The 18808-nt window shown below is 41.4% G+C and carries 18 protein-coding genes; 12 read left to right on the plus strand and 6 right to left on the minus strand.

Going from position 1 to position 18808, the window contains the following annotated elements; translation table 11 throughout:
• Nucleotides 1-44: 44 nt before the first annotated feature.
• The 3 genes from galE to OCK74_RS18415 form a co-directional block, all read right to left on the minus strand.
• Nucleotides 45-1103: a UDP-glucose 4-epimerase GalE gene (galE, locus tag OCK74_RS18405; protein ID WP_279298540.1), complete on the minus strand. Its 1059-nt coding sequence runs from the start codon at nucleotides 1101-1103 to the stop codon at nucleotides 45-47.
• A 134-nt stretch (nucleotides 1104-1237) separates the two neighbouring features.
• Nucleotides 1238-2443, minus strand: a complete 1206-nt coding sequence (locus tag OCK74_RS18410; RefSeq protein WP_279298541.1) for an inorganic phosphate transporter — start codon at nucleotides 2441-2443, stop codon at nucleotides 1238-1240.
• 108 nt (nucleotides 2444-2551) lie between these two features.
• Nucleotides 2552-3196: a DUF47 domain-containing protein gene (locus OCK74_RS18415; protein WP_279298542.1), complete on the minus strand. Its 645-nt coding sequence runs from the start codon at nucleotides 3194-3196 to the stop codon at nucleotides 2552-2554.
• Nucleotides 3197-3446: 250 nt separating this feature from the next.
• Between OCK74_RS18415 and pstS the strand changes: the two genes are divergently transcribed.
• From pstS to OCK74_RS18450, 7 genes are all read left to right on the plus strand, one after another.
• Nucleotides 3447-4550, plus strand: a complete 1104-nt coding sequence (pstS, locus tag OCK74_RS18420) for a phosphate ABC transporter substrate-binding protein PstS (RefSeq protein ID WP_279298543.1) — start codon at nucleotides 3447-3449, stop codon at nucleotides 4548-4550.
• Nucleotides 4551-4641: 91 nt separating this feature from the next.
• The gene (gene pstC, locus OCK74_RS18425; RefSeq protein WP_279298544.1) at nucleotides 4642-5592 is read left to right on the plus strand and encodes a phosphate ABC transporter permease subunit PstC; all 951 of its coding nucleotides are present in this window, start codon (nucleotides 4642-4644) and stop codon (nucleotides 5590-5592) included.
• Complete coding sequence (gene pstA / locus OCK74_RS18430; RefSeq protein ID WP_279298545.1) at nucleotides 5585-6439, plus strand: phosphate ABC transporter permease PstA; 855 nt, start codon at nucleotides 5585-5587, stop codon at nucleotides 6437-6439. The genes pstC and pstA overlap by 8 nt, the downstream gene beginning before the upstream one ends.
• Entirely contained in the window at nucleotides 6421-7179 is a 759-nt protein-coding gene (gene pstB, locus OCK74_RS18435) for a phosphate ABC transporter ATP-binding protein PstB (RefSeq protein WP_279298546.1), read from the plus strand. The genes pstA and pstB overlap by 19 nt, the downstream gene beginning before the upstream one ends.
• A 60-nt stretch (nucleotides 7180-7239) precedes the next feature.
• Nucleotides 7240-7911 (plus strand): phosphate signaling complex protein PhoU, encoded by a 672-nt coding sequence (gene phoU, locus OCK74_RS18440; RefSeq protein ID WP_279298547.1) that lies wholly within the window; start codon nucleotides 7240-7242, stop codon nucleotides 7909-7911.
• 312 nt (nucleotides 7912-8223) lie between these two features.
• A complete protein-coding gene (locus tag OCK74_RS18445; RefSeq protein WP_279298548.1) occupies nucleotides 8224-8952 on the plus strand; it encodes an SdiA-regulated domain-containing protein in 729 nt (242 codons plus the stop codon).
• Between the two features lie 35 nt (nucleotides 8953-8987).
• Nucleotides 8988-9782: a PhzF family phenazine biosynthesis protein gene (locus OCK74_RS18450; RefSeq protein ID WP_279298549.1), complete on the plus strand. Its 795-nt coding sequence runs from the start codon at nucleotides 8988-8990 to the stop codon at nucleotides 9780-9782.
• A gap of 104 nt (nucleotides 9783-9886) precedes the next feature.
• Here OCK74_RS18450 and OCK74_RS18455 read toward each other — a convergent pair whose 3' ends face one another.
• The 3 genes from OCK74_RS18455 to OCK74_RS18465 form a co-directional block, all read right to left on the minus strand.
• The gene (locus OCK74_RS18455) at nucleotides 9887-10285 is read right to left on the minus strand and encodes a thiol-disulfide oxidoreductase DCC family protein (protein WP_279298550.1); all 399 of its coding nucleotides are present in this window, start codon (nucleotides 10283-10285) and stop codon (nucleotides 9887-9889) included.
• 117 nt (nucleotides 10286-10402) lie between these two features.
• Nucleotides 10403-11125, minus strand: a complete 723-nt coding sequence (locus OCK74_RS18460; RefSeq protein ID WP_279298551.1) for a YebC/PmpR family DNA-binding transcriptional regulator — start codon at nucleotides 11123-11125, stop codon at nucleotides 10403-10405.
• A gap of 117 nt (nucleotides 11126-11242) precedes the next feature.
• On the minus strand, nucleotides 11243-12892 hold the full coding sequence (locus tag OCK74_RS18465) for an amino acid permease (RefSeq protein WP_279298552.1): 1650 nt from the start codon (nucleotides 12890-12892) through the stop codon (nucleotides 11243-11245).
• 115 nt (nucleotides 12893-13007) lie between these two features.
• On the opposite strand from OCK74_RS18465, the gene OCK74_RS18470 reads away from it, so the two are divergent.
• The 5 genes from OCK74_RS18470 to OCK74_RS18490 all read left to right on the plus strand — a co-directional run bounded on the left by OCK74_RS18470 (nucleotide 13008) and on the right by OCK74_RS18490 (nucleotide 18504).
• Complete coding sequence (locus tag OCK74_RS18470; RefSeq protein WP_279298553.1) at nucleotides 13008-14327, plus strand: dicarboxylate/amino acid:cation symporter; 1320 nt, start codon at nucleotides 13008-13010, stop codon at nucleotides 14325-14327.
• Nucleotides 14328-14552: 225 nt separating this feature from the next.
• Nucleotides 14553-15224, plus strand: a complete 672-nt coding sequence (locus OCK74_RS18475; protein WP_279298554.1) for a DedA family protein — start codon at nucleotides 14553-14555, stop codon at nucleotides 15222-15224.
• A 131-nt stretch (nucleotides 15225-15355) separates the two neighbouring features.
• Nucleotides 15356-16594 (plus strand): MFS transporter, encoded by a 1239-nt coding sequence (locus OCK74_RS18480; RefSeq protein WP_279298555.1) that lies wholly within the window; start codon nucleotides 15356-15358, stop codon nucleotides 16592-16594.
• A gap of 159 nt (nucleotides 16595-16753) precedes the next feature.
• The gene (locus tag OCK74_RS18485; RefSeq protein WP_279298556.1) at nucleotides 16754-17362 is read left to right on the plus strand and encodes a DUF4254 domain-containing protein; all 609 of its coding nucleotides are present in this window, start codon (nucleotides 16754-16756) and stop codon (nucleotides 17360-17362) included.
• A 47-nt stretch (nucleotides 17363-17409) separates the two neighbouring features.
• The gene (locus tag OCK74_RS18490; RefSeq protein ID WP_279298557.1) at nucleotides 17410-18504 is read left to right on the plus strand and encodes a glycosyltransferase family 9 protein; all 1095 of its coding nucleotides are present in this window, start codon (nucleotides 17410-17412) and stop codon (nucleotides 18502-18504) included.
• The last annotated feature ends 304 nt before the right edge of the window (nucleotides 18505-18808 follow it).

The following is an 18808-nucleotide window of genomic DNA, read 5'->3' on the forward strand; positions in this document are numbered from 1 at the left end:
TCAGGATATCTTTCTTCACCAAATCCTCCCGAACCAGTTTCTGATTAATTCAACTGCGACTTCGGTTCACTAAACATTTGCTCGTCTTTCTTCAACTTCAACTCCCATTGCCATGCAGTAAGCATCATATCATCGAGGCCAAATTTTGGATCCCATCCTAATTTACTTTTTGCCTTATCGTTATTGGCATAAATAGAAATTACATCACCTGCACGACGGGCTCCTATTTCATAATTCAATTTGAGCCCTGATACTTTTTCAAAAGCTTTTACAGCTTCCAGTACGGTGACACCATTGCCAGTACCAAGGTTGAATACCTCTACACCATTTTCACTCTTGCCATCTTGCAAGTATTTGATAGCCAGTGTGTGTGCATTAGCAATATCACTAACATGTATAAAGTCACGAACACAACTGCCATCTCTTGTATGATAATCATTGCCAAATACGGTCATCTTAGGCAGCTTGCCAATGGCTGTTTGCGTAATGGCCGGAACTAAGTTTTGTGGCTTGCCTATGGGCAACTCCCCAATCTGAATAGAAGGATGTGCTCCAACTGGATTAAAGTATCGTAGCAATATAACCTGTGTTTGAGGATTGCTTTTTTGAAAATCCCTCAGCATGCCTTCTCCCATTTGCTTGGTATAGCCATATGGAGATTCTGCAGGTTTGGTTGGCGTTTCTTCCGTTACGATGCTGTTATCTGGATTACCATAAACTGTGCAGGATGAAGAAAATACAAACCAGGGGATGTTAAATTCCTGTACGCATTTTAAAAGGTTGATAAGCGATACTAGGTTGTTTTCGAAATACATCAGGGGCTTTTCAACCGATTCGCCTACAGCCTTATAAGCTGCGAAATGTACAATGCCTGCAATGTCTCTGTTTTCCTGGAAAATTGCGTAAGTATCGTCGTAGTTACAAAGATCAACTTTATAATTTTTAACGCTTTTACCTGTGATTTCTTCTACGCCTTTCAAAATGAGCGGATTAGAGCGTGAATTGTTATCTACGCAAATCACATCAAAACCGTTTTCTATGAGGTCAACCAACGTATGAGAGCCAATATAGCCGCATCCGCCTGTTACTAAAATTTTAGCCATGGTTTGAATAATGTGTTGAGCCGCAAAAGTCGGAAAAAAGTCCGATACTCATCAAAGTCCCAAAATCTGTATAAACCAATAAAAATGCCGGCTACAATACCGGCATTTTTATTATATGTGAATTATTACAAAGATTACAGAAACAGGCGTACAATATAAAATATCCCTGCCGCAACCAAAGCACTAACTGGAATCGTAAGTATCCATGCCCAAAGCAGGTTAATAGTAACGCCCCAGCGTACTGCAGATAGGCGCTTGGTAGCACCGACCCCCATAATAGAACCGGTAATGGTATGTGTTGTACTTACCGGAATTTTCAATGCTTCAGTTGTGAACAAGGTAATAGCTCCAGCTGTTTCGGCAGCAACTCCTTCAAATGGAGTAACCTTGGTAATGCGCGTTCCCATGGTCTTAACAATCTTCCAGCCACCGCTCATCGTGCCTAAACCAATAGCTGTATAACACGCAACAGGAACCCATGCAGGCATTTGTTCGAAACTCGTAATATTACCGTTGGCGATTAAGGCCGCTGTAATAATACCCATTACTTTCTGCGCATCATTTCCTCCGTGACCAATACTGAATGCCGCCGAAGATACCAACTGGAGCCGCTTAAACCATGTATTGGCTTTAGTGGCATTGAGTGTATTAAGCCAGAAGGTAAACACCGCCATTACAATCATGATAAATGCAAGCAGTATCCACTTAAAATTCTTAGAATAAAACACTACTTTCCAGAAATATGATTCGTAATGCGACTTTAATTTTTCAGGGTCAGTTTCGATATTGACATATAAAAAATAAAATACGAGGAGAATAACCAACAGCGAAATAATGCGTGGTGCCGGACCATTTCTGAATGAATAAATAAACCATATAGATATGATAAAGGCAATGATCATCCCAATCAATGGTGCCATGAAAATAAATGAAGCTGTCTTAATAATGGGTTCAGGGTTAACTGCATCCCATCCGCCAGCTGCTATACCCGCTCCTGCAAATCCTCCAATCAACGTGTGAGACGAGGAAGATGGAATGCCAAACCACCAGGTAAATAAATTCCAGGCAATTGCAGCAATAAGACCTGAAAATACTACAGTCAACATGCCTGCTTTTTCTATTTTGCTGGGATCTACAGTTTTAGCAACTGTATCTGCTACACCATGATCTTTAAATATAAAAAAAGCTGCAAAGTTGAAAACCGCAGCCCATAACACAGCCTGGAAAGGCGTAAGCACCTTCGTCGATACTACAGTTGCAATAGAGTTGGCTGCATCATGAAAGCCATTGATGTAGTCAAAGATCAAAGCCAGGCCTATAATAATAAATATAAAGGACATAGAGTTAGTGTAAAAACTTGAAAATGAAATAATCTGAAAAATCTGTGGCATCATCAGGTATGGCACCCTAGCCACTATCGGATTCTATTTTCAAATTGTCTGGTTGGATTAAGCGTATTTTACAATGATTGATTCAATAACATTCGCAGCATCTTCGCATTTATCAGTAGCAGTTTCCATTGCCTGGTAAATTTCCCGCTTCTTGATCACCTCTTTGGCGTCAGGTTCCATAGCAAAAAGACGCTCAATACTCATATCATACATATCATCTGCTTGATTTTCAAGGCTGTTGATCTTTACAAGCGATTCTGTGATGAGTCGCATGTTTTTCATGTTGCGTAGTTCACCTACGGCTTTCCTTACTTCTGTAGCGCTCTGGTGAATAATTTCTGCCAGCTTTTGCATGCCGGTATCGTTGGGATTGATCCGGTAAAAATTGATTTTTTTAGCTGTCGCATAAATATAATCTGCAATATCATCTAAGGCAGAGGCTAAGTAGTGTATATCTTCACGATCAAAAGGAGTAATAAAGTTTCGGCCCAGTTCAGTAAAAATGCTGTGAGTCAGCATGTCGGAAGCATGTTCTATATCTTCCATTTGAGTAATAATTTGCTGGCGCTTGTCAAAGTCCGGCTCATTCATTACAGTAATTAAATGTTTCGACATTATGCCAACATTGTCTGCCACTTGTTCAAATAGTTCATAAAACACAGTGTTCTTAGGCATAAAAAGCTTCATAAACGAGAAAGCCATAAAATTCTATTTTTTAAAAGTGATGCAAAGGTACCGGGTAACATTATGTTAATGATGGCTTAACAATTTGGTAACATTGCCTTGGTTCTTTTGCAGCGCAAATATTAGTTTTTCAAACGGCATGTACTATACCAATCTGCTTTTTGCAATCATTTTGAGGAAAAATGCAGTCAGTATTTGTTATGTCTCTATCATTTTTAGCAGAGTTGGTATAATTATTTTATCTTATTCTTATCATTAATAATCATATATGATCTCCCTGTTTAATCGTTTTTACCTGCTTGGATTGGGTGCTATTGCCCTTGTTTTAACTTCTTGTAATAGTGGGGAAAGCAGCAATAGCCCAAAAGATATGGCTGGTAACGCGTCAGCTGGCGACGCTTTATTAGGTGCCGGTAGTACTTTTATCTATCCCCTTTTTTCAAAACTGTTTTCAGTGTATCATGACAGCACAGGTTTAAAAGTCAATTATCAATCCATTGGCTCCGGGGGCGGTATTTTGCAGCTGACCAATAAAACTGTTGAATTTGGAGCTACCGACGCTGCGCTCAATGAAGAGCAGACACAAAAAATAAGTGTTCCGGTTTTGCACATCCCCATGTGTTCTGGAGCTGTAGTTGTTAGTTATAATTTGCCTGGTATTAAAGATACCCTCCAGTTCACACCAACTCTTTTAGCCGATATCTTCTTGGGTAAAGTGAAAAAATGGAACGATCCTAAAATCGCATCGGTTAACAAGGGAGTTTCCCTTCCTGATATGCCTATAATTATTGCGCACCGTTCAGATGGCAGTGGTACTACAAATATTTTCACTACTTATTTATCTAAAGTAAATAATGAATGGAATACTAAAGTAGGAAAAGGCTCTTCGATCAACTGGCCGGTTGGCTTGGGGGGAAAAGGTAATGAAGGCGTTGCCGGATTAATTAAACAAACACCTGGAGCCATTGGTTATATCGAGTTGGCTTATGCTTTGCAAAACAAAATGTCATATGCCAGGCTCCAAAATAAAAGCGGAAAATTCATTACTCCTAGCGTAGCTTCAACGAGTGCTGCTGGCAACATCCAGCTTCCTGCAGATGCAAAAGTTTCTTTAACTGACACAGATGCACCAGACGGCTATCCGATTAGCGGATTTACTTGGGCGATCATCTATAAAGAACAGAAATATAACAACCGTTCTCAGGATAAAGCAACCAACTTGGTACAACTACTTTGGTGGAACATACACCAGGGACAGCAATACTGTGAACCCCTGCATTACGCTCCACTTTCCCAGTCAGCCCAAAGTGTTGCAGAAACAATCTTAAAATCAGCTACTTACGATGGTAAGCCAATTTTAACTGAGCAATAAGTTATTGAAATACACGATTAGTTGCCAGTTACACCTAACCAGTAACTGGCATCTTATTTTATGATTACATCATCACATTAGCTTATTAACTATGCAGGAATTAACCTCCCAACTAGTGCAGAAGCCCAGCCGGGTAATTGTACAGGACAGAAAAACAAAATATACCGGCCGCAATATCAGATGGGAAGGCGTTTTTAAGCGCTCCCTGGTAATAACAGCATTAAGCGTGCTGGTGCTGGTCGTTGGTATTTTTATTACACTGGTCGTTCAGTCAATCCCTTCTATTAAAGCCTTGGGCATTGGTTACTTGACCGGAAAAACTTGGGATCCTGTAAGCGACATTTATGGCGCCTGGCCATTTTTACTGGGCACATTACTTACTTCCTTTCTGGCATTGATCATTTCAATTCCTTTTTCCTTTGCCATAGCAGTTTACCTGGGCGAATATAGGCCTACCGGCTGGTTGTCAGGCTTTCTAAAGAACGTAGTCGAGCTGATTGCAGCTGTGCCTTCAGTGATATACGGCTTCTGGGCCTTGGTAACCTTGGTGCCTTTAGTGCGCAAACTCGAGTCCGCAATTGGTGTTGCTCCTTACGGAGTGGGTATCTTTTCTGCTTCGATCGTATTGGCAATTATGATCATTCCATATGCTGCTTCTCTGGGTCGCGAATTGATCCAAATGGTACCCTCTTCATTAAAGGAAGGCGCTTATTCTCTGGGAGGAACTCAGTATGAAGTGATACGGGATGTTGTGATGCCTTACACCAAATCTGGCATGTTTGCCGGTGTTCTGTTATCATTGGGAAGAGCTTTGGGTGAAACAATGGCTGTAACAATGGTGATTGGTAATACAAGCCTTATTCCTGACAGTATCTTTTCTCCTGGTAATACAATGGCCAGCGTGATAGCTAATGAATTTACAGAAGCTGACCGCGCAGTTTACTTATCAGCACTCATTGAATTGGGCCTGGTGCTTTTCCTCGTAACAGTGGTCATAAACATGATTGGCAAAAGTATCATAAAACGATTTACACATGAATAAGCTGAATCCAAGAATAAAGTACCGTTTAGGTATGAGCAAGCTATTTCATGCGCTTGTTATAGTTTTTGCCTTTATGATTGCGATCCCTCTGATTGCCATTTTGTTTTTCGTAATTAAAGAAGGCATCACAAAGATCAACTGGAACTTTTTGACAAATATTCCAAAACCAGTTGGTGAAGTTGGCGGTGGTATCGCCAATGCTCTGCTGGGAAGCTTAATTATTGTTCTGGTGGCTGCTATCATTGCAATTCCAATTGGAATCTTTGCCGGCATTTACCTGAGTGAAAATAAAAACAGTAGACTCTCCTACTGGAGCCGCCTGGCTGTTGATATCCTTCAGGGAGTTCCCTCTATTGTAATAGGCATTGTCATTTACTTCTGGATCGTAAAACCGAGTGGTACCTTTTCAGCTATTTCTGGTAGTATGGCATTGGCTGTAATGATGCTCCCTATTATAATTCGCTCCACTGAAGAAACGCTGAAGCTAATACCATTCACCATTAAAGAAGCTGGTTTCGCTTTAGGCCTCCCTTATCATAAAGTGATTTTGAAAGTAATCGTGCCCTGCGGTTTTAGTGGCATCCTTTCAGGAGCTATTTTATCCGTGGCACGGATTGCAGGAGAAACTGCACCCTTACTCTTTACGGCTTTTGGCAATCCATATTTAAATGCAAATGTTGCAAAGCCCATGCAAAGTCTGCCATTGCTTATCTTTAATTATGCTACTAGTCCTTACGAAGAGTGGCACAATCTGGCATGGGGCGCATCGATGATCTTGTTGATATGGATTTTATTATTAAATATTATTACTAAGCTGATCACACAGAAATGGAAAGTACAATTATAAGCAGCTCTAATTTCAACGCCTACTTTGGAACGAACCACGTGGTGAAGAATGTAAACATTGAAATTCCAAAGAACAGCGTTATTGCGGTTATGGGACCATCAGGTTGCGGCAAAACCACCTTTTTACGCTGTATCAACCGCATGCACGAGCTGACGCCGGGAGCAACAAGCGATGGAAAAATGATGCTGCATGACGATGACGTATACGAAATGCATCCCATTTTTGTTCGTTTGAAAATAGGCATGGTTTTCCAACGTCCCAATCCTTTCCCGAACCTCAGTATATATGACAATGTAATTGCTGGATATAAGCTGAATGGCTTAAGACTCTCCAAAAGTGAAAAAGACCGCATTGTAGAACAATCCTTGACCAGGTCTGCCCTGTGGAATGAAGTAAAGGATTCTCTCCATAAAAAAGGTACCTTCTTATCTGGAGGGCAGCAGCAACGTTTGTGCATAGCTAGGGCTATTGCGATGGAACCAGAAGTGTTGTTATTGGATGAACCCACCTCCGCATTGGATCCAATCTCTACTGCTAGTATTGAAGAATTGTTATATGAGCTAAAAAGCACTTATACCCTCGTCATAGTAACCCACAACATGCAGCAAGCTGCTAGGGTCAGCAATAAGACTGCTTTCTTTTACCTGGGAGAATTGGTGGAGTACAACGTTACAAAAGAATTGTTTACAAATCCAAAAGATTCACGTACTCAAAACTATATAACCGGAAGATTTAGCTAATGGATGGTTTATTGTTTATCTTAAGCCGTAAACCTGTAAACTTGAAAACTCAAAAACACAATGACCCAATTAGAAACCGAATTATACTCAGTAAGGGAAGAGCTAACAAGCATGTGGGGTTTGGTGCATTCTCAGCTTCAAAAAACACTGTCTGCTCTGATTAATCTTGATAGAGACTTGGCACATGAAGTGGTGAGCATTGAAAAAAGGGTGAATGCTGCTGAGCTGAAAATTGACCGGGACTGCGAAGATGTCCTGGCTTTATTTTCACCCGTTGCCGTGGATCTGCGCTTCTTGCTGGCTGCCTTGAAAATCAATACGAACCTGGAAAGGATTGCTGATATAGCCGAAGGGATTTCCAAATTTGTGATCAATGCAGATTCAAGCTTCAAGCCGCAACTGCTGGAAACTACAAAAGTGGTGGAAATGTTTAGTGAGGCAATTAAAATGCTTGAAGAAACACTCAATGCATTTGAAAATGGCGATGCTTCTTCAGTGCGCGCTGTCTTCAAGCAGGACGATTTCCTCGACGACATCAACCGCAATGCCAATGACTTTACAATTGAATATTTGAAGAATGCTCCCGAAGATTTGGACCAGGCATTATATGTAGTTTCCATTATTCGGAAACTCGAAAGGGTAGGAGATCATGTAAAGAATATTGCCGAAGAGATTATTTTTTACCTTGAAGCAATGGTATTAAAGCATTCCAGTAAGAAATCTCTTCAATAATGCTGTTTTCAATTAACAAAAACAAATATGCTATAACCCCAGCCTGCGGGCTGGGGCTTCTTTTCCCCCTTCCTTAACATCTTCCCATATCCAGATAATCCTGATCAGGCTGTTTGCCAATCTTCCGAATCTGTATTTTTGTAACCTGTTATTACCCTTCATCCTTTAACCACCATCAATTTGGCAAAGAATATTCATTGTCTTGTCTTATCAATTACGATAAGCCTTTGTCTGGCATGCCAGCGAAAGTCAGAATTAAGAGTGTCACCAATATTGACATTTGATACGCCGGTAGTTAAGCCTCTCCTTCCTATGCTCTTAGAAGTTTCGGGCATAGCTGATAGTAAGAAAAATCCCGGTTACTTATGGGCGCAGGAAGATAGTGACAATCCTCCGAACCTGATTCTGATAAGTCACGAGGGAAATGTTGTAAAAACGATACCCATTAAAGATGCTATTAATTATGATTGGGAAGATATGACCCTTGCCGGAGATCAGATATACATTGCTGATATTGGTGACAATAAGTTGGAACGTAATGAATACACTATTTACCAGTTTACGGAACCTTCTTCATCTGTCAATTTGATCGAAAGCTTTAAAACAATCCGTTTTAAGTACCCCGACGGCACCCATGATGCGGAAGCTTTACTGGTTGATCCAGTTAAAAAGGATATTTACTTGATAACCAAGAGGGATAATCCTTCTGAAATATATAAGCTTTCTTACCCTCAAAGCTTTACAGAACTCAATACTGCCACTAAAGTTGGCTCTCTTTCATATTCCGGAGTTGTTAGCGCTTCTCTTTCAGCAGATGCCAAAAACATTATAATTAAAACCTACATTGGACTGCATCTTTACAGGCGCAATGAAAGTGAAGATATTACCAAAATACTGGCAGGTCCTTTTACCAATCTGGATTACCATATAGAACCTCAAGGCGAAGCTGTGGCATTTGCTGCTGATAATTCAGGCTTTTATACATTAAGCGAAAAAGGATTTTCAAAAGACGTGAATCTTTATTTTTACCGGAAGAAGTAACTTATTACATTATCATTTTACCACATTAGCTCATTATGAAACTGACTATCTACCAGGTTGACGCATTTACAGATAAAGTATTTGGTGGCAATCCCGCAGCAGTAATTCCCCTACAGGCCTGGCCTGAGGACAGCCTGATGCAAAAAATTGCTATGGAAAATAATTTAAGTGAAACAGCCTTTTTTGTAAAAACAGATGAAGGTTATCACCTGCGTTGGTTTACGCCGCAAAATGAAATAGATCTGTGTGGACATGCTACTTTGGCCTCTGCTTATGTGATCAAGAACTTCTTGGAACCACATATACAAGAAATTCAGTTCTCTACTCAGGTTGCTGGCATCTTGAAAGCCTCTGCCAAGGATGGACTGTACACGTTAGATTTTCCTGCACGCGTTCCTGAAACTTCCGAAATACCAGAAACGCTATTGGAAAGCTTAGGAGTTGATGTCGTAGTCGAAGTTTTGAAGTCGAGAGATTATTTTGTAGTGCTGCCCAATGAAGAGGCCGTGCAAAACCTGGATCCTGATTTTAGCCTGATGAAAGAATTGGATGCGTTCGGCGTGATTGCTACAGCGAAAGGCCATTCTGCCGACGCCGTTTCCCGTTGCTTTTTTCCTAAGGCCGGCATACAAGAAGATCCCGTGACTGGCTCTGCTCATTGTAATATAGTTCCCTATTGGAGTGAAAAACTAGGAAAGAAGGAATTGTCCTGCAAACAACTTTCAAAACGTGGTGGCGATTTATTATGCGAACTAAAGGATGGGCGTGTCCTGATGAGTGGAAAATGCGTCCTCTATATGACTGGTGAAATTCTTCTTAACCACGCTTAATCTGGATATTTCTTTACTTACAATAAGCAAAGCCTGTTTAATGTGTTCATTTTACGGCTTTGCCTTTTCTATTCTGCAAAATCCGTTTATCTCAAAAATGCATGTCAGATAAACCTGCTCATTAAATCGGGCGTCGGTATCATGCATTCTTCGCTCTTGCCAAACCATCGGTACCGGTTTCGTGCAAAAAGATCATAAACCGCATCACGTAAGAACCTTGGCACGATCCAAAACAATTGTGTCCACTTCCAGTACCATGAAAGTTGGTTATACAACCGCAACGCCGCAGTAGACTTCTGGTATACCTTTCCATCTTCTATTAAAATAAAAGTTTCAATGCTTCCCGGCAACTCAAATCTTTCTGCCAATGCCAGTCCTGCTTTCGATTGTAAAGCAGCAAAACGAAAAACCTTCTTATGATCCTGCCGGATAACAAATTTTACGATGCCATTGCAAAAATTACAAACACCATCAAACAAAATAATAGGATGCATCTCCTTCATATCCTAAAGATAGTTATAGTATTCCTCTATGATTTTCTCAAGCAAGTTTCAATAAAAAAACGGCCTGGAAAAGGCCGTTTTGAATATCCTGATGATCCTACAAATCTTGGTTCTAACTTATGCCAGGTTATGAAACACTTTCTGCACATCATCATCCTGCTCCAGCTTATCTACGAGCTTTAGTACTTCCTGTGCTTGTTCTTCTGGCAATTCAACGGTAGTAGTAGGAATCCATTCTACTTCTGCACTGATAGGGGTAATACCTTTTTCTTCCAACGCTTTCTGCATGCTGCCGAAATCGTTAAAAGCGCAGCGTAACACCAATACCTCTTCGTTGTTTTCCCCTGTTCCTTCGCCCATTTCTTCTAAACCGAAATCAATCAGTTCAAGTTCAAGTTCCTCAGGGCTCAATCCTTCCGGCTTCAGCTTGAAGACTCCCATTTTCTTAAACTGGAAACTTACACTGCCGCTATTACCTAATGCTCCGCCTCCTTTATTGAAAACAGACTTTACATTGGCAACTGTACGAACGTGATTGTCTGTCGCAGTTTCAACCAGGACAGCTACGCCATGTGGAGCATATCCTTCATATAAGATCTCTTCATAATTCTCCATTTCCTTACCCTGGGCCCTTTTAATCGCCGCTTCTACACGGTCTTTAGGCATGTTTACAGCCTTGGCATTTTGCATGCACCGGCGTAAAGCAGGGTTAGTGTTAGCGTCAGGTCCTCCAGCCTTTACGGCAATAGCGATTTCCTTCCCAATGCGGGTAAACTGTTTGGCCATCCGGTCCCAGCGGGCAAACATGGTGGCCTTACGTACTTCAAATATGCGACCCATATATTAGTTTGTAATTTATTATTTGTGCCTGTTCAGCCGCGCAAAAGTACTATTTACCAAAACAAAAAAGCAGCTCTGCTAAACCAGAGCTGCTTTCTTTAAAAAATAGTAACTTTTTTATTTCTTCGCCAGCCTGCTGCCAAAAATTACAGCATGAATCGCGGCAAATATCAGGGAGAAGTAAAACAGCCCTGTATCAGGATTATTAACTTCTGTCATTCCGTGGTGAATAAAGGCAACAATAGCCAGTAGTAGAGACAGGGCCAATCCACTCCAGCCGATTACTTTATTCCCTTGCGGAATGGTGCCAGGCAGTTTGCTGGATAAATAGCTGTTCTTTATGCCATACCACATGTAAACATCAAAGCCGATCATCATCCATACAATCAGCCGGATCCAGGTATCCAGCGGCAGGAATACCATCATGAACAGGCAGGTAAACACGCCTAGTATTGGAACGAACGGAACTAATGGCGTTTTAAAAGCGCGTGGTGCATCCGGCATATTGCGGCGTAAAACAATAACGCCAAGACAAACCAGGATGAATGCAAACAAGGTTCCGATGCTGGTCATTTCTCCTACAACTCTTGCCGGCACAAATGCTGCAAACAGGCTTACAAAAAGCATAAATACCAAGTTGCTTCTTGATGGCGTTCTGAATTTTGGATGCACATCCGAGAAAATGCGTGGCAGCAAACCATCTTTACTCATACTGAAAAATACACGGCTTTGTCCCATAAGCATTACCAGGATAACAGACGCATAACCTGCTAAAATCGCAACAATAATAGCTCGGTTCAGCCAGGGATAGTCGGGGTGGATAACTCCGGATGCATCTTTTGTACCCATATGCTCAATAGCAACAGCAACAGGGGCTATTCCATCCTGACCTTTAAAGGTAGTGTAGCTGGTAACACCTGTCATTACATGAGCAAACAGTATATATAATACAGTACAAATAGCCAGTGATCCCAGGATACCTATTGGCATATCCTTCCGGGGATTTTTAGCTTCCTGTGCAGCTGTACTTACTGCATCAAAACCTATGTATGCAAAAAATACAATGGCTGCAGCACGGATGATTCCACTAAATCCATATTGACCAAACGTTCCGGTATTTTCCGGTATATAAGGAGTGTAATTGGTATTGTTGATGTATTTCCATCCAAGGAAAATGAAAATCAATACAACTGCAACTTTAAGCGTCACGATAATTCCATTGACAAAGGCGCTTTCCTGGGTTCCCTTGATCAGCAAAAGGCTCATGAGCACAACAATGAAAACTGCTGGAAGGTTGATCAATCCTCCATCCCAAGGTCCCGTGACTATACTTGCAGGCAGGTGCACATCAAAGCCTTCAAGAAATTTTACCAGGTATCGGCTCCAACTGATACTCACTGTGGCAGCACCTACTGCATATTCTAATACAAGATCCCAACCAATGATCCAGGCTATGAATTCACCCATGGTTGCATATGAATAAGTATAAGCGCTACCTGCTACCGGGATCATGGATGCAAATTCTGCATAACAAAGACCGGCAAAGGCACAACCAAAAGCAGCTACAATAAAAGAAATAGTAATGGCAGGCCCGGCCTGGTTAGCGGCTGCACCACCTGTAATGGAAAAAAGTCCGGCACCAATGATGGCTCCGATACCTAAAGCAATCAATCCTCCCCACCCTAATGTCTTTTTAAGGGTATGGCCACCTGTTTCGTGAGCCTCAGTCAGCAGTCCCGCAAGAGGTTTCCTTACGAATAAACTCATAGTAATTAGTTCTATTTAAGCGGGTAAAATAAGGATAATTTGAGAAACAACTTTTTCTTTTCCATGAAAGGCTTAAAAAATTGTCCCAATCCTATTATGTTAAAAACTTTTGTTGATGAGTATTTTTTCCGACTTTCGGCCCTTCTTTTTAATTGATACTGCATTTATGGGAAAGGCAAATAGGCTTACTTTCTTTATTATACTTTCAATGGTTTTGGGTATCGGTATTGGCTACTGGATACACGAAGCTTCCTCCGCAGAATTTATAAGTGGTTTTTCCAAAAACGTAAAACTCCTCAGCACTGTCTTTATACGACTGGTGCAAATGATTATTGCTCCCCTGGTTTTTTCTACCCTCGTTGTAGGCATAGCCAAACTTGGAGATTTGAAAACCGTAGGAAGGGTAGGAGGCAAAGCCATTCTATGGTTTATTACAGCTTCTTTGGTCTCACTTTTGGTGGGTATGATGTTGGTGAATTACTTCCAGCCTGGTCATAATATCAACCTTTCTCAGGCTGATACCGAAGGTCTTAAGGATCTCATCACCAAACAACAAAGCTTCTCCCTGGATAAATTTGTCGAACATATTATTCCCCGGAGCTTTATTGAGGCCATGGCTACGAACGAAATCCTGCAGTTGGTGGTCTTTTCCATTTTTTTTGGCGTTGCCGCTGCAGCCATTGGCGATTATGCCAAGCCATTGATTAAAGCATTGGAAGTGGCCTCTCACATTATCCTTAAAATGGTAGGCTATGTGATGAACTTTGCTCCTTTGGGGGTTTTCGGAGCAATCGCAGCAGTTGTTGCTACCAAAGGTTTGAGCATTTTTCAGTTCTACCTTATGTATTTTGCCTACTTCATTTTGGGTATCCTGCTTTTGTGGACATTGTTACTGGGTGTCGGCTTTCTGATATTTAAAGGCCGCACTGTAACACTTTTAAGACGGATTAGTGGTCCGCTGCTGATTGCTTTTAGCACAACCAGTAGTGAAGCTGTATTTCCAAAACTAACCGAAGAACTGGAAAGATTTGGCTGCCGCGATAAGATTGTGGCATTTGTATTGCCTCTTGGTTATTCTTTTAACCTGGATGGAAGTATGATGTACATGACTTTTGCAAGCCTTTCCATCGCCCAGGCCTATGGCGTTCATTTGCCGTTAGGCACGCAATTGACCATGTTGTTGGTACTGATGCTCACCAGTAAAGGTATAGCAGGCGTGCCCCGCGCTTCCTTAGTAGTGGTGCTCGCTACCTGTTCAATGTTTAATATTCCACCAGAAGGGGTTGCGCTCATTCTACCAATCGACCACTTTTGCGATATGTTCCGGACTGCAACCAACGTCATTGGTAATGCCTTGGCAACCAGCGTAGTAAGTAAATGGGAAGGCGAATTGGTACACGGTGAACATCATATGGTAGAAAGCGTTAAATCTTAAGACTAACTGATCAATGAGTGAATGGACCTCTTTTATTGCTCCATTCGTAATTCCAATGGCGTTCAATTTTAATAACTTGTTAAGATTATTTGGTTGATGTTTGCGCCTGCTGCTTAAATTACAACCCCGGCTAACCAGTCGGATGTAGCAAAAGCCTGACATTCAGCTTACTTTAATTAAACAGCCTGCAAAGGCATAAAACTTCCCGAAAGGGATGGGGGTTATATGGATAAAGGACTTGTACAACAATTTATCGACTGGATCATTTTAAACGGCGGCTTGTACTTCATGCTGTTCGTGGTTTTTGCTGAAACCGGTTTATTCATTGGCTTCTTTTTGCCTGGCGATTCCCTCCTTTTCGCTGCTGGTATTTACCTGAATGAATTGTCTCGGGAATTTTTTAATGCCCCCATTGCTATTGTTATTCTTTTGGTGATTATAGCCTCTGTTCTTGGAAATATGGTTGGTTACTGGTTTGGATATAAAGCCGGACCATTGCTGTTCGAACGTAAAGAAACATGGCTATTCCGTCGTAAACACCTGCTACGCGCAAAAGATTTTTACGACCATTATGGTAAGGGTACCATCTTCGTGGCTAAGTTTCTGCCTATCATCCGCACTTTTGCACCTATCGTAGCTGGTATTGTAAAAATGGATCGCCCAACTTTTATCATATACAATATCTTCGGTAGTATTGCCTGGGTTGTGAGCATGATGCTGGGTGGATATTATCTGGAAGAAATGGTTAAGGAAAAATTCAATTACAGCCTGAAAGATCATATAGAAGCAATTGCCATTGTAATTATTTTAATTACTACTTTACCCGTATTATACAAGTTGTTTTTTTCAAAAAAGCCTCTTGGCAAGCCTTCACAGGAACAGGAAATTAAAAAGTAGTCTTGGATATTTTTGTTTCTAAAGCCTGGTCCCCATCGAAATAAAGAAGGTAATAATTGATTTTTTTAAATCAATAAGAAATGAGTGGGTAATCAAACTTTGTATATTTTCACCCGCACAATAAAAGACAGATGAATCCCAAAAATCATGGAGTGTTTTCCATTCCCGTCATTGTCGGGGCTTTAGGTTACTTTGTAGATATCTATGACTTATTACTGTTTGGAATTGTTCGTAAGCAAAGTCTTGCCGATTTGGGACTAACGCCCGATCAGATTACAACCGTGGGAGAAGATATCATTTCAGTTCAGATGATTGGGCTGTTGATTGGTGGTATCATTTGGGGAATCATGGGCGATAAGAAAGGGCGCCTGAGTGTGCTTTTCGGCTCCATTATTTTATATTCACTGGCAAATATTGCCAACGGAATGGTGGTGAACACCACCCAATATGGTATCGTTCGATTTATTGCTGGTATTGGTCTGGCTGGTGAATTGGGCGCCGGTATTACCCTTGTGTCTGAACTTCTTTCTAAAGAGAAAAGGGGAATTGGTACGTCAATGGTTGCTGGTATTGGCTTAACAGGAGCCGTAGTGGCCTATTTTGTTTCCAAGACTTTCGACTGGCACATCTGCTATTTTATTGGTGGCGGACTTGGCATGCTTTTATTGATATTGCGCGTTTCCGTTTTTGAGTCTTCTATGTTCCACGAAACCAAAAAGCTGAATGTCTCACGTGGCAATTTCTTCATGTTTTTTAATAATAGTCATCGATTCAGGAAATACATGCGCAGTATACTGTTAGGGCTGCCAACCTGGTATGTCATCGGTGTATTGGTAACCTTCTCCGACCAGTTTGGTAAACAGTTTGGTATCGACGAAAGCATCAATCCTGGTAAAGCAATCATGTTTGCTTACGTAGGGATAAGCATCGGTGATGTGTTCATTGGTTTTGTAAGCAATTGGCTGAAAAGCCGAAAAAAGGCGCTGTATATATTTTATACATTGACAGCTTTATTCGTCGCCCTTTTCTTCTCGCAAAAGGGTGGAAGTGCATTGCAGATGTACATCATTTGTGCTGGTCTGGGTTTTGCCACCGGCTTCTGGGCCATCTTTGTAACAATGGCTGCCGAGCAGTTTGGTACCAACTTGCGTGCTACTGCTGCAACTACGGTTCCTAATGTAGTACGCGGGTCATTGCCTCTAATTATATTTTTCTTCAAATGGCTCCGCAACCACATGGAATATGCTACCGCCGGACTGATCACCGGCATTATCGTCATGGTCATAGCCATTGTTGCCGCAATAAATTCAGACGAAACCTTCGGTAAGGATCTGAACTTTGTGGAGGGCGAGTTTTCCAACGTTCCATGATCTCAAACTCACACTTCTAAGCTATATTCCTGTATAACTCTATATTTGCGCCCTAAGACGAAAAGGGTGCCCGGCAACGAACCTTTTCGATCATAAATTGACGACATTCCGCGCGTCCTTTACTTTTGGACTTCGGGATTTACTATTAAACTCAATTAAATGACCAGCCAGAATTTTAATTATATCTTTCAGCTAAGCATCGAAAATTATCATAAGCATGATCATGTGGATACTCCTATCCAAAATCCATATCCTGCTGATTCTTTAGAACACCTTTTGTATTTGAAAAATTGGATTGACACTGTTCAGTGGCATTTGGAAGATATTATCCGCGATCCTCAGATTGATGCCCAGGATGCCTTACAAATCAAAAGACGTATTGACCGTTCCAACCAGGAGCGTACCGATGTCGTGGAATACATCGATAGTTGGTTTCTGCAAAAGTTCAAAGAGGTTGTTCCTGAAACTGAAGCGTCTATCAATACAGAAAGCCCGGCTTGGGCCATCGACAGGCTTTCCATCTTGGCGCTGAAGATTTACCATATGGAGATAGAGGCAAACCGGCCCGATGCAACCGAAGTCCACAAAAAAGCTTGCCAGCAAAAGTTGGAAATCCTTTTAGCTCAAAGAGAAGACCTATCTATAGCTATCGATCAACTGCTTGAAGACATTGCCAGGGGTATCAAATACATGAAAGTCTACAGGCAAATGAAGATGTACAATGATGAATCCTTAAATCCGGTTTTGTATCAGCAAAAAAGCAAATAGCCTTAGGGTACAAAAGTTTTAATCCAATACCTGCAAAATTGTAAACAGTGTTGAAGAGTCCGCAGCATTTACTGGTCTTTCGTTTTTCTGCTCTGGGCGATGTTGCCATGACAGTGCCTGTGGTGAAATCTCTTTTGCAGCAGTATCCCGACCTGCACATTACATATGTGTCCAATGCTTTTGTTGCGCCACTCTTCGCAGGCATTGAGCGACTTCATTTCCATGCTGCAGATTTAAAAGGACGCCACAAAGGTGTGAAAGGCTTGTTCAATTTATATCGGGAGCTAAGCCGGACTTATAACTTCGATGCGATTGCGGACCTGCACAATGTATTACGGACCAAAATCCTGCGCTTATTTTTTGGTATTTCCTTCAAACCTGTAGCTGTAATTGATAAAGGCCGGAAGGAAAAGAAGGAATTAACCAGGAAAGAAAATAAAATCCTGAAACCTCTAAAGTCTACAATACAACGTTATGCAGATGTATTTGCTGGCCTAAATTTACCGGTGCAACTTAATCAGGAATCTCCATATCGAGTTCAACCGCATTTGATCGATCCTGATTCAAATGATTCTTCCAATCAAAGTCAGCAGCTAACGCCAGAACATCAAAGTTCATTAGCTCTTAACCCACATCGATCTTTTTTGATAGGCGTTGCTCCATTCGCTCAACACGCAGAAAAAATGTACCCACATGAAAAAATGAAAGAGGTATTGCGTCTTTTGCTCCAACACCAAAATGTAAAAGTTTTACTATTTGGTGGAGGAAAGTCAGAAGTCGTCCTTTTGAAGGAGTGGGAGCGTGAAATGCCTGGTATTGAATCTGTTGCTGGCAAAATGAGCTTTAAAGAAGAATTGAAATTGATTGCCCAATTGGATGTTATGGTAAGTATGGACTCTGCCAACATGCACCTTGCATCTTTATCTGGTGTTCCTGTAGTTTCAATTTGGGGCGCAACACATCCCTTTGCCGGATTCTATGGTTGGGGGCAGTCTCCAAACGATGCAGTGCAAGTCGATCTCTATTGTCGCCCCTGCTCTGTATTTGGAAACAAGCCATGCTTCCGCGAAGACTTAGCTTGTATGCATTCTATCTCACCTGTTGTAGTATATAATAAAATAATAGAGAAGGTGTTTAACTAAATAACATTTTCTACTATTCACTCTTGAACCTCTTATCTATAGCGACCTTACCGCGGTGTGACTGCCTGGGAACTCCTCTGCAACTCCGGGCCTGTTCCCTGCTTATGCCCTCCAACAGCCCTTTAGCTCCGTATCTACTGAATAGCTATACCATATCAAAGGCATTTCTATTCTCCCCCTCTGGTATTTAATTACCGCAGCATTCCTAAACCCCTTCACTCCAAACCTCAACCCTCAAATCTTTAAATTCCAAAATCCCAAATCCCCTCTGCCATCTCTCATCCATCATCTACCAACTATCATC

This window comes from Paraflavisolibacter caeni (assembly GCF_025628885.1).
GTDB lineage: Bacteria > Bacteroidota > Bacteroidia > Chitinophagales > Chitinophagaceae > Flavisolibacter > Flavisolibacter caeni.